General features: G+C 34.3%; 14 protein-coding genes. All 14 read right to left on the bottom strand.

The window, feature by feature from the left end; translation table 11 throughout:
* Positions 1-20 precede the first annotated feature (20 nt).
* The 14 genes from EZJ43_RS17490 to EZJ43_RS07525 all read right to left on the bottom strand — a co-directional run bounded on the left by EZJ43_RS17490 (position 21) and on the right by EZJ43_RS07525 (position 14,665).
* Complete coding sequence (locus EZJ43_RS17490; protein ID WP_243718060.1) at positions 21-332, bottom strand: zeta toxin family protein; 312 nt, start codon at positions 330-332, stop codon at positions 21-23.
* 20 nt (positions 333-352) lie between these two features.
* On the bottom strand, positions 353-907 hold the full coding sequence (locus tag EZJ43_RS07585; protein WP_133262104.1) for a DUF4199 domain-containing protein: 555 nt from the start codon (positions 905-907) through the stop codon (positions 353-355).
* A gap of 10 nt (positions 908-917) precedes the next feature.
* Positions 918-1,586 (bottom strand): hypothetical protein, encoded by a 669-nt coding sequence (locus EZJ43_RS07580; protein ID WP_133262103.1) that lies wholly within the window; start codon positions 1,584-1,586, stop codon positions 918-920.
* Positions 1,587-2,183: 597 nt separating this feature from the next.
* Entirely contained in the window at positions 2,184-3,446 is a 1,263-nt protein-coding gene (locus tag EZJ43_RS07575; RefSeq protein ID WP_133262102.1) for a dihydroorotase, read from the bottom strand.
* Positions 3,443-5,482, bottom strand: coding sequence for a BatA domain-containing protein (locus EZJ43_RS07570; RefSeq protein ID WP_133262101.1), 2,040 nt, complete (start codon positions 5,480-5,482; stop codon positions 3,443-3,445). Before EZJ43_RS07570 ends, EZJ43_RS07575 begins: the two co-directional genes overlap by 4 nt.
* 272 nt (positions 5,483-5,754) lie before the next feature.
* A complete protein-coding gene (locus EZJ43_RS07565; RefSeq protein ID WP_133262100.1) occupies positions 5,755-6,603 on the bottom strand; it encodes a hypothetical protein in 849 nt (282 codons plus the stop codon).
* Positions 6,604-6,689: 86 nt separating this feature from the next.
* Positions 6,690-7,094 carry a hypothetical protein gene (locus EZJ43_RS07560; protein ID WP_133262099.1) on the bottom strand — a complete coding sequence of 135 codons (405 nt, stop codon included), beginning with the start codon at positions 7,092-7,094 and terminating at the stop codon, positions 6,690-6,692.
* A 115-nt stretch (positions 7,095-7,209) separates the two neighbouring features.
* Positions 7,210-8,664, bottom strand: coding sequence for a nicotinate phosphoribosyltransferase (locus EZJ43_RS07555; protein WP_133262098.1), 1,455 nt, complete (start codon positions 8,662-8,664; stop codon positions 7,210-7,212).
* A gap of 4 nt (positions 8,665-8,668) precedes the next feature.
* Entirely contained in the window at positions 8,669-9,406 is a 738-nt protein-coding gene (locus tag EZJ43_RS07550) for a metallophosphoesterase family protein (protein WP_133262097.1), read from the bottom strand.
* 3 nt (positions 9,407-9,409) lie between these two features.
* Complete coding sequence (locus EZJ43_RS07545) at positions 9,410-9,952, bottom strand: RNA 2'-phosphotransferase (RefSeq protein ID WP_133262096.1); 543 nt, start codon at positions 9,950-9,952, stop codon at positions 9,410-9,412.
* Between the two features lie 6 nt (positions 9,953-9,958).
* On the bottom strand, positions 9,959-11,440 hold the full coding sequence (locus tag EZJ43_RS17485; protein WP_243718059.1) for an ADP-ribosylglycohydrolase family protein: 1,482 nt from the start codon (positions 11,438-11,440) through the stop codon (positions 9,959-9,961).
* 10 nt (positions 11,441-11,450) lie between these two features.
* Positions 11,451-12,284, bottom strand: a complete 834-nt coding sequence (prs, locus tag EZJ43_RS07535) for a ribose-phosphate diphosphokinase (protein WP_133262095.1) — start codon at positions 12,282-12,284, stop codon at positions 11,451-11,453.
* A 68-nt stretch (positions 12,285-12,352) separates the two neighbouring features.
* Entirely contained in the window at positions 12,353-13,048 is a 696-nt protein-coding gene (locus EZJ43_RS07530; protein WP_133262094.1) for an NUDIX hydrolase, read from the bottom strand.
* 51 nt (positions 13,049-13,099) lie between these two features.
* Positions 13,100-14,665 carry a L,D-transpeptidase family protein gene (locus EZJ43_RS07525; RefSeq protein ID WP_133262093.1) on the bottom strand — a complete coding sequence of 522 codons (1,566 nt, stop codon included), beginning with the start codon at positions 14,663-14,665 and terminating at the stop codon, positions 13,100-13,102.
* Between the last annotated feature and the right edge of the window lie 43 nt (positions 14,666-14,708).

Here is a 14,708-nt window from a genome sequence, read left to right as displayed (position 1 = left end):
TATCGCAAGCTCGACATCATTTAACCAAAATACAAAAGCGAGATCTTGTAACCGGCTTCTTTAGCCCTCTTTATTGTATTTAGATAAGATTTTGTCGTTAGCGTAGTTTCAATTGCAAAATCGATTCTTTGTTTCAGCAATTCGTCAATCCTATTTAGCATAATTTTACCAGCTTGAATGGCAACACTTTCGATATTAAAAGGAGAGATTCCCCGAGCAATTTCGTCGGCATTAACAAACTCTCTACAATTTAACATTTCGGGCAGAACCGTAAAAGATGCGGTGGTTTTGCCAGCGCCGTTACATCCAGAAATGATATATAAATTAGGCATTTTAAATTGATAAACCCGAATTACAATGAAGGTTCTTTTTTAACTACCGCAGCAGAAATAACGCTTACCACTAAACCAAAAATAGTATAAAATATAGCTGCGCCGAACGATGTAAAAATCCACATATAACCACGCATCATTTCTACACCTCTAACCTGTTGTTCATTATCTCCAGCTTTTTCAATCGCTACATTCATCAGGTGATCTAATGCCGCTGTATCTAAAACTTTGTAATACAAAATAAATAACAATCCGATAAACAACCCAGCATAAGCTGCCACTTTAAAGCCCGTAGAGAAAGCTCTAGCGTAGCTAATAAAACCGCCCAATTCTTTTTTATGCGTTAATTGCGCGTACAAAATGGCCAAAATAAATACTCCGTAGGATAGCACCATCGAAATAATTTTTTCTACAATTGGCATATCTGGATTTGTAGAATCGATCCCTGCAAGTTTAAAAATATAAACCAAGGCGAGTGTATAAATCGCAAAAATTATCGCAACTTTAAAAGCCAATGAATTTGGTTTCTTTTGTTCGGGTATTATTTGTTGTTCTGGTAAAATTTGCTCTTCCATTGGGGGTAAATTAATTATTAATTTGTGTAATTAATGTGTAAACAGCAACATCAAAAGACTTATTTGCACTAAATTTTGCTAATTCTTTGGTAGTTGATTCACTTCCCTCGGTATCGAAAAAGAAAGCCATGAACGGAACAAAAAGTTCTTCCATTTCTTCACTCACATTTAAGGTTGGTGCAGTTTTACAAAGCTCTTCTATTCCACTTTCTGCCAATTGCTGGTTGCTGATTAATTCTTCATAAATCTCAAATTCATCTTGAAATTCATCATCTTCAACCAATAAAAATTCTTTAAGAAAATCGCCCAATTCTGGATCAATGTCTTCATCCTTACATTCTTTGATGTATAGCAATAAGTTCAAAAGTTCAGTACCTCTATCAATCGTTTTTTCTTCTATTTTAGCCCATTCATCACCCTCTAAATAGTCTTCTTCTAGTTTTTGAACATCGCTACTGAAGAAATTAACCATTAATAAATCAAACGATACTTCTCTTAACTCTTCAAATTTTGGATTTGAATCAAAAACCTCATCAAAAGCTTTTACTTTTTCTAAAAAATTCAAATCTAATTCAAACGTAGCAATCAATTCGGCCTCAAAACCTTCTGGATTAATTGTTGATACTTCTATGTATTTATTAATTGATGCGCTAAGCGCTTTTTTTACTCTATTGTCCATGTTATTAGTATTAAGTATTTAGTATCAAGTATTTAGTATCAAGTATCAAGACGTGGGCTTGTGTTCAACATTTGTGCTTCTGATTTTAACATTTTGGTAAATGCTTATTGGCCATTGCTACTTATCTATGTGTTATCTTTTTAGTTGTTCTGCCACTTGAAAATTCATCACTCATCACTCATATCTCATAACTATTTACTTTCTATTTTATTAGTATCAAGTATCAAGACGTGGGCTTGTGTTCAACATTTGTGCTTCTGATTTTAACTTTTTTGTTTATTGGCAATTGGCAACTGACACTTATTTATTTGGTATCTTTTTTAATTATTTACATCTTGCAACAGCCTGTCTTATGCCACTTGAAAACTCATCACTCATCACTCATATCTCATAACTATTTACTTTCTATTTTATTAGTATCAAGTATTTAGTATCAAGTATCAAGACGTGGGATTATCTTCAACATTTGTGCTTCTGATTTTAACTTTTTTGTTTATTGGTAATTGGCCGCTGACACTTATTATTTGGTATCTTTTTTAATTATTTACATCTTGCTGTAGCCTATTTTATGCCACTTGAAAACTCATCACTCATATCTCATACCTCATATCTACTTACCTTCTTATTATTACACGTCAAAATTACTTTTCCAGTTAATGCTGTCCCCATTAATGGACTATTTGCCGACCTAGAAAAATTAGTAGTTGTATTATAATCCCATTTTTGGTTGGTATTAAAGACACAAAAATTGGCTTTAGCACTTTCTTCTATTACTGGAACATTTAAATTTAACAATTTACGCGGGTTTACGGCTAATTTTTCTACAATTAGGTTTACATCCAAGCCTGCTTTTAACAACAAAGGTAAAACGGTTTGTAAAGCGATAATGCCGTAATGTGCAATTTCAAATTCTACATTTTTAAACTCAATTTCTTCTGGACGGTGTTGCGAAGTTATGGCATCGATAGTACCATCTTTCAATCCGGCAATTAATGCTTTAATATCGTTTTTGGTTCTTAATGGTGGTTTAACCTTATAATTGCTATCGAAATCATTTAAAAGATCTTCGGTAAAAACCAAGTGGTGTGCGGTAACATCGCATGAAATTTGAACGCCATCTTTTTTCGCTTTGCGGATTAACGCAACAGAACCCGCTGTAGAAATATTACTGATGTGGATTTTTGTTTCGTTATAAGTAGCCAAAAATATATCGCGGGCAATGTGCATTTCTTCTGCCAAACTAGGTAAACCCTTCATTCCCAATAAAACAGAATTTTTACTTTCGTTAATTTGGGCTTTGCCAGCGATGGATTTATTTTCGGGATAAACCATTAATAAAGCATCAAAACCTTTTGCATATTGTAAAGCACGGCTCATAAAACCGTCATCTTGTAGCGCTTTATCGCCGTCAGAGAAAGCAACTGCTCCTGCATTTTTCATATCAAATAACTCGGCCAATTCTTTCGCTTCTCTATTCTGGCTAATTGCGCCAACAGGAAAAACATCAACCAAATTACCTTTGGATTTGTTAACTATATATTCTACTTGAGATTTTGACTGAACTACAGGATTGGTTTGCGGAAACAACGCTAAACCTGTAAAACCGCCCGCAGCTGCCGTTGCCGTCAACGTTTCTATGTCTTCCTTAGTTTCAAAACCAGGATCGCCAGCAACACAATTTAAATCGAAAAAACCCGGCGATAAGAATGCGCCATCGCCATTAAAAATAGTTTCATCCTTTTCGGCTTGAAGTTTACCAATAGTTGCAATATTTCCATCAACTACCCTAACATCACATTGCTGTGTATTAAATTTGCTTTGAGGGTCGATAATCGTTACGTTTTTAACGAGTAGATTCATATTAACTTTTTTGATTGATTAAAAAATTTGATCAGCAAAATTTCTGTTGCTATAAAAACCAGCGACAAAATTAGGCAAAGTTTCCATAATGTTTGTTTGATTTTATGTGTGCCCGAAATTAATTTCACAGCATCCTTATCGGCATCGAAAATTTTTATATTGCTTTTTGCTGTAAGATTACCCAACTCATTCTCACTTAAATAATGCATATCAGATTCAGTTCTGCCAACATTTGAGGCATAAACCGATAGCAATGAATCGTTTAACTTTAAATCATAAAAACCTGCATTTTTTAACTGATCGGCCACATAAATATAAGTTTTTCCATTCATTTGCCTAACCTCAGGGATGGCTTCAAAATTTTTAGAAACTAACTTTAGCGTTTGATTTTGTGCTAAATTGATCTTGTTAGACTGTAAAGCAACATCGTTACCTAAATTATAGTATAATGGTTGCTCGGCCAAGCTACTAAAAGCCAAACGGTACATTAACGGCAGAAAAATTGGGTGCCGGGCAAAATTGCCTTCACTGGCGTTTAAATCCGTTGCACATAAATAAATATTTCCGCTGCCTACGCTATATTTGGCAAAAAATGATTGTCCACCAGCAAACGATAAAATACTTTCCCTATTCGAGTTATTGTTGTCTGAAAAAGAAAAATACCGTTTAATTAATGGCAAATCGATGTTTTTCGGAATTTCTTGAAAAACACTTTTAAACACAGGATGCTGTAAATCTATTTTATCAACCTTTGTTTCAGTGGTAATTAATGAGGCGATTATTGGTAGAGACAATGATTTTAAAAAACCATTGTAAACTTGCATATCTGCATTAACATTAGGGAAAATTGCCAAAGTACCGCCAGATTCCAAATATTTTTTTAATTGATCTGCCAAACCACTCGAAGGATTTTTCAATCCATTAAGTACAATTAACTTATACTTATCAAAAGTGCCATAACTGATGTTGTTCTCCGTATTTTCAGCAAGCTTATAATAAGAATCAGCGCCAAAAAGTGCTTTTATGTAGTTTCCAGCATCGTTGCCGTTTATTGATAAAACAGACAGACTTTCATCAACTTTAAAACTAAAAGCCAAAGTATCATCAAAAGTTATTGGAAAATCTTTGATAGTTAATGCGCCTTTTTGCCATCCTGAATTTAAGCCAGAGAAACTTAGCGTATCTTTAATGCTTTTTCCAGATGCGATACTTACCGGACTTAGAGCCTTTTGTTGGTTGTTGATTGTTAATTTTAGCGGGATGTTTTTCGCTTCCTGATCGCCATAATTTTTGATTTGAACAACAAACTTTTCTGTAATGCCCGGCTGATGATTTGGAGATAATGACCAAACGCTATCTATACCCACATTTGGCAAATTTGATGCATTTAATTTTAATAAAGAATATTGAATATCTGGCTGAGTTTCTAATTTCTTATTTGGATTGATGTTCTTTTGAAAATCGGAGATTATAAAACTATATTTATTTGTCGAACCTGTTAAAATAGTTGCTTGACGATTAAAAATTTGTTGCAGTGTTCTACTAGTGCCCGAAATTTTCACATCATCTAAAGCTTGCAGAAACTCATCGGCATTGAGTAAGCGCTGTTGTTTGCCTTCGAAACTGTTGGTTAAAATTTGAAAGCGATCGTTTATACCGAAACTCTTAATTACTTCTTTAGCACGCCTCTTGGATTCATCAAGCAGGTTTCCATCTTTGTTAACCGCTTCCATGCTGTAAGAATTATCGATGTAAACGCTAACTATATTATTTAAAAATGTGGCTTTTTGATTGTTTTGGGGGATGTACGGTTGCGCGAAAGCTAAAACCAAAAATACAATAGCTAAAATGCGCGAGCATAAAATGAGTAAGTTTTTGAGCTTCTCTGTTGATGAATTTTGTTGCTTTACCTTTTTTAAAAGCTGAACATTAGAAAAATAAATCTTTCTAAATTTCCGGAAATTGAATAAATGAATGATGACCGGGATGGCAACCGATAATAATGCAAAAAGGAAACCCGGATACAGGAAATTCATCAAATATCAAAGATAGAAAAAAATCTATTTAATAATTGTTTGTTTAAAAATATTTAAGGGGAAATGCTTGTCGTAATTTTGACTAAAGGCTATAATATTTTCAATAAATATCCGTCAGTTAAAACCGAAGGCAATAGTAAAGCGATATCCATCAGCTTCAACCTAAAAAGTAAATCCCTAAAAAGAGCAACTTTTTAGTTTACCCTTGCTTGCCAGCATGCAGGAAACGTTCAAATACAAACCCTGAATAAATTTGATTTTTTCAAGCAAGCTTAATAATAAAACCCTGGAAAAACAATGTGAAAAATTTGCCACAAACCAAAAGACAAGGAAAAATAGAGCTTAAATGGGCCTTCGATACACTCGGTTGTACCATTACTTGCGTTGATGTAATAAGTTGCACGCCCCTCCACAAAACCCATTCCTTTCTCATCATCCATTAAAGTAAAATCAGAATCGAGAACCTCATATTTTGTATTTGTATAAATACCTGTATTTTCAAAAATATTGTTGATTTGGAGCATCACCACAGACTTTTCTAAAACTTTAGCATCTGGTAAAATGAGGTGCTCGCTGATAATCCAGCAATCTTTATCAATTGATTTTTGAAACCAATCACTAATAAATTCTTCAGTACTACTTATTAAATCTGCAAGATGATCTGGATGAAATTCTTCATAATTAAAATGGGTAAACATATCCGGAATATCAAAACCATCAATTTCCACATCGAACAATTCCTCTGTTAAAAATTTATATTTTATCCTATCGCTGTAATCTTTAGCATAGCCTACAACGATATTATAGCTATGTAAAAGTTCCTCTAATTTTAAAAGTGCTTCTGTTACTTCGCCATCCTTTAATTCGGCCTCGGGTAAAAACTCGGGATTTAATAGCTTTTCGTAAACTGTAACCACCTTTTTTTCTGCTGATGCTTTTTCGAAAGCCAAAATATTTTTTAAAAATGCATTTTCAATGCCTGCAGGTATATCGCTGTTTACCTCAAACATTGAAGCCCCCAACTCGGCCCTCATTTTTAACTTCAATAATTCGTTCTCAAATTGTAATGCCTCGTCAGAATTTGGTTCAAAAGCATCTTCGGGTAAATCTTGCTGTTCCATAAAACCAAGATAAAAAAATAATTTTAATTGTTTTAGTTAGCGTAGAATTTTTAAGGCAAATAATAAAAAATATCCAGCCAGAAACATCAATAAGAAAACCCCGGGAATTCTATATTAACAATTTTCCACGATCCATTTTGTAAGGCAAAGTACAATTTAAATGGACCGCTAATAATTTTTGATTCTTTTTTAAGAACGGCTCTAAACCCTGCAACACCTTCTACAAAACCCATCCCTTTGCCAGCGTTAAATAATTCGAAATTGGTATCAATAATATCATATCTGCCACCAACATATTCATCCGATTGACCAAAAACACCTTTCAAACGGGCAATAATCACATCTTTGTTAATCACCTTTTTTCCCGGCAGGATAAAAAAATCGCCAAGTTCTTCGGTAATGGATTTAGATTGTTTGAACCATGAATTGATAAAACGGATCGCACTATTTACTAAATCTGCCTGATGATTAAACGTTGGTGTTTCTTGCATTTGCCAAAGTTACGGCTTCTATCTAATATTGTGGCGGTTTTAAGTTTTTCAATTGATATTTTAGATATAAAGCTTCCAATTGAAGCTAAAATTTAGCTACAATTGGAAGCATAAATTATTTTTTTAATCTCGCTCTTATTTCAGAAAGCGATTGATCGATCAATAATTTTCCATCTCTAAATACCTCTTTCAATTCTCCTTGTTTTTCTTCTGCCCAAGTACATTGATCTTTCAATTGGTATTCGCCACTTTCATCAATAAAAATTTGCAATAAACCTTTAGCCGATTTTTTGGTACCATCATCAGTAATTGGATCTTTAAAAATCTCTCTTCCAACGCCATCAACTTCGCCGTAAGTGGCTTTCATTGCAAAACCAAAAGTGTCTCTGGTATTGTATTGGTAGGTAAACGAACCTATGCCTAAAACTACGTTGGTGGAGGCAAAACCTTTATTTTTTAAGCGATCGCAAATTTCAGTTGCCCTTTCTAAATTAATACTATCGCCATAAATCGCACCAATTTGAGGGGTTAATTCTTTGAAACCTTTTTCATTTGTTTTTCCCCCAAAAACATCCCATAGCAGTTCTATTACACCTTTTTTCTCGTTATCATTTTTACCGTTTGGATTTCCACAAATGATATCTACCGGGTCGCCAGAATCAGGACGAATAACCACTTTACCGGGTCTATTTATAATTTCTTGTTTTAGTTGAGGCAAGTATTCTGTCAGTACTTTCCACAAATCCCAAGTATCGGATACGATAGAGACGATTCCTTTTGGATAAACTTCTAAAATTAAGCGCTTAAAAGTTTCTAACTCGCCCGTGTTTGTGCCCATGCACATTACCGAGTGTTCAGTTGCAGCTACCGAACCGCCAATTAATTCCTTATCTGAATCTGCATTATAATATTCTTCTAAAAAATCTATCGCTGGGATGGTATCTGTCCCGGTAAAACTTAACAAGTGCCCCGCTGCAGAAGTTACGGCAGCTTCAATTCCACCCATTCCTCGCATAGAGAAATCGTGTGCTTGCCAATCTACAAATTCTGGTACCGATGAAGTTTCTAACGCCGCTTTATCCAAAATTTGACGGTATTGAACGGCTAAAGTTGCAGAGTTACAAGGCAACCAAACCACAGCAGATAACAGTGTTTCAAAATAATTGGTTAACCAAAAAAACTCAGGTTTGGTGTTATACATGGTAAACATTGGTATTCGCAATGGCACTTTAGCACCTTCGGGCAACGATTTAAAAACCATGGGAATGTAGCCTAAATCGTGCAATGCGCCAATATGATCCGTACCCACTAAATTATCGCCCAAGTAGTTATTTATTCTTCGTGCGTATTTTTTTAGTATTTCATCTTTTGGTTGCGCAAAGAAATTCTTTTCAAATTCTTCGATAATATACTTTTTGATAAAATATTGCAAGCCAAACAAAACAATGTGATTAATGTCTTCGTGACGGCTTTTTCTGGGTGTCCAGTTAGAATAAACTAGAGTTGTTTTATCTGGATATTGTCTTCTATGGTCAACTTTGTAACCATCGGTTAATAATAAAGGATTCATAGTTTTATTGTTTTTTGTTTCTACCTAATTCGTTTTTATATAATGTTTGTACAATTTCGCTTTGCCATATTTTCTTAGTTTTTACATCAATGCAAGATAATTTTCCTTTAAATGCTGCACCGGTATCAATGTTCCAAACGTTACAACCTTGCATCGGCACATCAACATTATAATTAAGTGTTGGCGTATGGCCGATGTAAATTTCATTAAAGAGCAACAATCTTTTAGGATACAAAAAGGAATCTTTCTTAATTCTTTTATCCATGGTTAAGGCAACCTCCCAAAGTGTTCTATCCCAAGTGTAATTTGATGCGTAATGTTCGTGCGCAGGACCATGCATGGATGAAAAACCTGCGTGAATAAATAAATTGTTATGATCATCTATATGATAGTTTTTCATTCTCTCAAAAAACCTTAAATGATTTTTTTTAGCTAAACCGTCAAATTCAGCATAACTTTCTATTGCTTCTTTTCCTCCGTGATGATACCAAACCTCATCTACAACTTCATCCGAAAGCCAATTTTGGCACCAAGCATCATGGTTACCTTTTATAAAGCTGCAATTATGCGTTTTTTCTAGCTTTAATAAAAATTCGATTACCTGAGCCGATTCGCTCCAACCATCCACATAATCGCCTAAAAATATTAAATCGTCTTGTTGTGAAATTTCTGCGCGATCCAATAATTGAGTTAAGGCTTTTAGTCCTCCGTGAATATCGCCAATAACTAAAGTTCTTTTCATTTTTTAAAATACTATATATTTTGCGGGAACAACATCAGTTAACCATACCTTATTTTCTGATAGGTAAAACTTGTAGCCATCTTTATACATTTGAGTTGCATTTATACTCAATATTTGCGCAGAACCTCTTCTACTTCCAACTATAATTGCCGTTTCTTTATCTTTACTAAGATGAACATGTTGTCGACTCATTTTCTGCAAACCTTCAATTTTAATATTATCCAGGTATTTAGCTACAGTTCCATGATATAATATTTCTGGCGGTTCAACTGCATCAAGTGCCAATTCTATATCTATCGAATGGCCTTGATTAGCCCTAATTTTTGTTTCATCTTCGTTAAAAGTAAATCTTTTTTTATCGTTGTTTTCAACAACATACTTTAACAAACTTAAATCTATTTGTTGCCCTGACAAATTTAATTTCTCAATCAATTCGTCAACTAAAGCCCAACCATTTTCATCCAATTTTAATTGGATTGTTTCTGGAGCGTGCCTGAGAACTAAGCTTAAATATTTGCTTATCCCTTTTACTATTTTTTCATTCATAATATTCTATTTTTTCAAATCATCTCTAACTTCCATCAAAGCAAAACCCAATAAGTTTAATCCTTTCCACTTTTCAGGATACATGGCGTCAACATCATTTTCTGCCAAACCCATTCCCCAAAGCAGATCTGAAGCACTTGCCTCAACCAAAACCATATCATTTGTGCTTAGCAAAAACGCTTTCAGTTCATCATTCTGACTAAACTTTAAATGGTTTCCATTTTTAACAATCTCAAATCTGTTTTCAGTCCATACTGTGTCATTGTAATTTTTCACTGCTCTACCTAATTTTTTTGCATCAGCTGGATTATCGGCTTTTAAAATTTTATCAACGATCTCGAAATCGTTAAAAAGTGCTGCTTTTTTTGCCATCATCCAGTGTTCTGCTGTTTTATAAGTTACATCATCAGCAACAAAAGAAGATGGCCACCACTGACTTAAACAAGATTTAGAAATGGAACCATCTTTTGTAGGCGCATGGCTACAGAAGAAAATAAATTCATTATTACTGCGCTCAGCTATATTTTTGATGTTGTAATGATGGTCAGGATAAAATTTCTGTGTCATTAAATTACACAAATTTTCGATTTCATTTTTCGTCACAATCACATCCATCCAGTTTTTTGGTATCGATTCATAACCGTAAACCAAGCCAGCTATTCCACCCGTAATTGCGCCAGTTGTATCTGTATCTTCGCCTAAATTAACTGCTTTTAATACAGCTTCAGCATAAGTGTTTGAGTTTAATAACGACCACAAACTGGCTTCCAAACTATGCACTACATAACCCGAAGAAAAAATTTCATCGGTAGCTAGTTTGCTAATATCATGCATCAAAATTCGATCAAACAACTGTATTTCAGTTTTATTAAAACTGTTTTTAGCGATGAACAATTTTACATTCGATTGCATGTTAAAATAAGCCTTCTTTTTAGTGTTTCCTTTTAAAACTTCTAACGCATAAACGACGTAAATAAAGCAAGCAAAAACCGAGCGAAAATGTGCGTGGGTAATCGAAGAGACTGCCTTTACTTTATCAAAAATAATTTCTAAATCCGTTTCATTTCGCAGATAAAACACCATTGGCAAAATTCGCATCAATGAGCCATTTCCATTGTCCATTTCAGAATTTCCGCCACATAAAACAGGATCAGTTCCTTTAGCAATGCGCATCATTGCACTTGTTGTGGCAATGCCGATATCAAAAACGTGACCATGTGGCACCCAAATTTCTTCTTTGTACCATTTCAGAAATTTATTTGAAATATCTTTTAAATCGTAGCCACCACACAAACTTTCGGCAAGGCATAAGCTAAGCGAGCTGTCATCACTCCAAGTACCAACCGGCTGGTTGTGTGTACCGTAGCCAGTCATCTCTAAAACCGGATATTTTTGTAAGTGACTTCTACTTTGAAACTCTACCGGAACGCCTAACGCATCTCCAACTACTAAGCCAAATATGGCGCTGTGAATAATTTTAGTTTTCATTTTTTAGTTTTTATAAAACATCCGACAATTTAATTTGCGTTACTTTCTCCTCTTCAATTTCCCTAATACTATCTGTGGTAAAAATTCGCTCAAAACATTTGCCTAATTCATTAAAACCTTTGCTAAAAATACCGTGACTAATGGCTAAATAGAGCTTGCCTGCATTTTTATTTTTAAGCTCTTCTGCTAAACCGATAAATGTGCCTCCACCATCGCAAATGTCATCAACAATCAAACAATCTGCACCGTTCAAATCATCAGCATAAACTTTAAAGCCCGATAGTTTTCCTGTTTTAACATTTCTACTTTTTGAACATTCTACCACTTCTACACCACCTAAAAACTCAGAAACTTTATAAATTTTCTTTAAAGCACCGCCATCAGGCGAGATCAATTTCACATCAGAACCTATTAATTCGATAACCTTTTTTATAAACAAATTATTGGAAACTACCTTACAGTTATTTAGTAGAGCGGGCGCAACTTCAGAATGTGGATCGAAAATAGTTACACTTTCGAAGTTTAAAGCGTTTAGCATATCGGCATAAACTTTTACCGATAAAGGTTCGCCAACAACCATAACCCGATCTTGCCTAGCTGCAGGAAAATATGGAATAAATAAGTGAATTTCTTCAACATCCATCCTGCGTAAAGCATCAACAGCGAGGCAAATAAAACCTAAATCGTTAAATGAATTTATGCGTTGTGTAATGGTGACTGGTTTCGTAGCATCAAAATTATTCGAAATTTTAATGTGAGGTTCACCTCCGGCAAATGTGAAAGTTTGAAAAGGAACTAAATTTTCTTCGCCTAGCGGACTAAAATTTTTGCTTAAGTTTAACATATATTTGCGTATTAATTACACAAATATAAAAAGACTTTTGATAAGTCGAAGAATTATTTGCGTTTTTTTTACGCAAACTTAATTTCGAATTGAAAATTTTCACCTAAAAGTGAATCGTATTTGTCCTTATCAAACTTAAAAAGTTTACCTGGTCGACCACTAGCGCGCATTTTTACCAATTTTTCTGTTTCTTTAACAATACCAAAACTCAAAATCTTTTTTCTAAAATTTCTTCTGTCGATATCTTGTTCCAATATAGAACAGTATAAATTTTCTAAGTCGGAGAACAAAAATTCGTCATCCAATAAATCAAAGCCAATGGGTTGATAAGTTAATTTGCCCTTTAATCGCTGATGAGCCAGATCGACCATTTCCTTATGATCGTAGCCTAATTTTGGAAGTTTATCAATCGGAAACCACTTTGCATCTTTAGCATCAGTATCTGCTTTTAAAACAAAATTTTGAGGATTAACTAAGGCAAAATAAGCAACAGAAACTACCCTACCTCTGGAATCTCGATGAACATCGTCGCCATAGGTATTGAGTTGTTCCAAATAGTTAACACTGATACCGGCTTCTTCCAAAAGCTCGCGTTTTACCGCTGTAATTAAAGGTTCGTCGTCTTTTATAAAACCACCGGGCAATACCCAAAAATCTTTAAATACGCCATACTTTTGCTGTACGGCCAAAACATAAAGTGTATTTTTTTCGTACCCAAAAACAATTGCATCTACTGCTAACCTAATTTGTTGCTTAATCTCCATTTCAATTTGTGTAAAAACAACACAAAGTTAAAAAGATTACGCAGTTTTCGATTATCTAAATTTCTTAATGGCCGACCACAATATTTCGTCCATGCCGTAAATATCAGGACGATATTCTATTTTGCCATTCTGCGCCCAAGCCGTAATGTAGGTTATTAACAAAGGAACAGCCTTTTTTGGCCCAAACCATGTAGGTTTTAACTGAAATGCTTTTAAGGTATCGGCCTTTGCAGCCAATCGTTTTTTATACCATTTTACGTGGGTGCTATCTATTGGAGGCAAATCTACTTCGGCCCTAAGTTTATCATAAGCATAAGTATCATTCACCAACTTTTCTGCAAATTCTAAAGGTTTTTCTATGCGCACACATCCATGGCTAATGGCTCTATTTGCTAAATTAAAACCATTTTTATTATTGGTATCGTGTAGATAAATGCTCGAACTGTTATCGAATATAAATTTAAACTTGCCCAAAGCATTTCCACCTCCCGAACCTTGCTTAAATTTAAATGGCAATTTATCTCTGGAGTATTTGCTCCAATTAATTGTATCGGGTTCGCCGATCAATTTGTCTTTGTAATACACATTTATATTACTGTTTGATAGATAATATGGATCTTTTCTTGCCATCCAATAAATTTCGCTTTGTGCAATACTAACCGGAATATTCCAAACAGGGTTTGCCTGAATAGAATTAATTTTACTAAAAAGCAATGGCGTTTCGTGGTTTTTTGGCTTATCATCTAAATTTCCCGATTTAGCAAAAACTTTAAATTTACTTTCATAATCCGCTTCGCGCTTGCCTCCAACACAAACCTTCATACTTATTACGGTATCCTTTTTATCAAACCATGTTAATCTAAAATCGGGAATATTCACCTGCACAAAATAGGTTCCTGTGGCCGGCATTTTCCATCTCAAACGTTCCATATTTAACAGCAGAATGTGTTTTTCCGATTCGTTATCTGCACTTAAATAAGCAGTTTGTAAAGCTTTATATTGATCCGATTTTGGCTGAAAAGCATGTAAACTGTCAATCAAATTCTTTCCACCCAACAGTTTAATCATGCCCAAACTATCAGGGCGCTTTACCTTAATGTAATACCTAGAGAAAAGATTGCGTGGATTAATCAGCCCATATTTTAAATAGTTTGAATAATTTAAATATGCATTTGCCGATAAAAGCTCCAGTTTTGCAATAATGGGATAACTTTGGTCTACCTTTTTAAATTTATTTTCGCGAAGCTGCGTAATTAAGGATTTAATTTCGTCAGTTTTAAAAAGTTTTGGATTAAACCCATGTTCCGTACTGTTCTGTAAGTAGTTGGCTAAAGAGTCTAAACTATTGTCAACAAAAAACTTGGTCACCAATTCTGGCTGATTACTATTAGCCGAATAAAAACTTTTAATTGTATTTGGATTGATAAAATCTTCTGCCAAAGTAGCCATTGTTTTGACAAAAACGCTATCGTACGCTACACTATCAAAATCGTTGTAAATTTTATTTTTGCTGTAATCTGCCAAAACTTTACCTATTTCTGGCGGTTTTTTGAACCATCCACACGATGACAAGCATATTATTGAAGAGAAAGCGAGAAGCAAGTAAAAATTTTTCAATACGGTAATTTTAATTCGAATAACAACAATTATTTAAAAACAG

Source organism: Pedobacter changchengzhani, assembly GCF_004354365.1.
GTDB lineage: Bacteria > Bacteroidota > Bacteroidia > Sphingobacteriales > Sphingobacteriaceae > Pedobacter > Pedobacter changchengzhani.
This window is presented reverse-complemented; position numbering and strand designations above follow the sequence as displayed.

Bases quoted from the DNA above. Each gene is read 5' to 3' on its own strand.
- EZJ43_RS17490 (WP_243718060.1), bottom strand. From the start codon at position 332: ATGCCTAATTTATATATCATTTCTGGATGTAACGGCGCTGGCAAAACC.
- EZJ43_RS07560 (WP_133262099.1), bottom strand. From the start codon at position 7,094: ATGCAAGAAACACCAACGTTTAATCATCAGGCAGATTTAGTAAATAGT.
- EZJ43_RS07580 (WP_133262103.1), bottom strand. From the start codon at position 1,586: ATGGACAATAGAGTAAAAAAAGCGCTTAGCGCATCAATTAATAAATAC.
- EZJ43_RS07565 (WP_133262100.1), bottom strand. From the start codon at position 6,603: ATGGAACAGCAAGATTTACCCGAAGATGCTTTTGAACCAAATTCTGAC.
- EZJ43_RS07570 (WP_133262101.1), bottom strand. From the start codon at position 5,482: ATGAATTTCCTGTATCCGGGTTTCCTTTTTGCATTATTATCGGTTGCC.
- EZJ43_RS07530 (WP_133262094.1), bottom strand. From the start codon at position 13,048: ATGGAGATTAAGCAACAAATTAGGTTAGCAGTAGATGCAATTGTTTTT.
- EZJ43_RS07575 (WP_133262102.1), bottom strand. From the start codon at position 3,446: ATGAATCTACTCGTTAAAAACGTAACGATTATCGACCCTCAAAGCAAA.
- EZJ43_RS07550 (WP_133262097.1), bottom strand. From the start codon at position 9,406: ATGAAAAGAACTTTAGTTATTGGCGATATTCACGGAGGACTAAAAGCC.
- EZJ43_RS07585 (WP_133262104.1), bottom strand. From the start codon at position 907: ATGGAAGAGCAAATTTTACCAGAACAACAAATAATACCCGAACAAAAG.
- EZJ43_RS17485 (WP_243718059.1), bottom strand. From the start codon at position 11,440: ATGAAAACTAAAATTATTCACAGCGCCATATTTGGCTTAGTAGTTGGA.
- prs (WP_133262095.1), bottom strand. From the start codon at position 12,284: ATGTTAAACTTAAGCAAAAATTTTAGTCCGCTAGGCGAAGAAAATTTA.
- EZJ43_RS07545 (WP_133262096.1), bottom strand. From the start codon at position 9,952: ATGAATGAAAAAATAGTAAAAGGGATAAGCAAATATTTAAGCTTAGTT.
- EZJ43_RS07555 (WP_133262098.1), bottom strand. From the start codon at position 8,664: ATGAATCCTTTATTATTAACCGATGGTTACAAAGTTGACCATAGAAGA.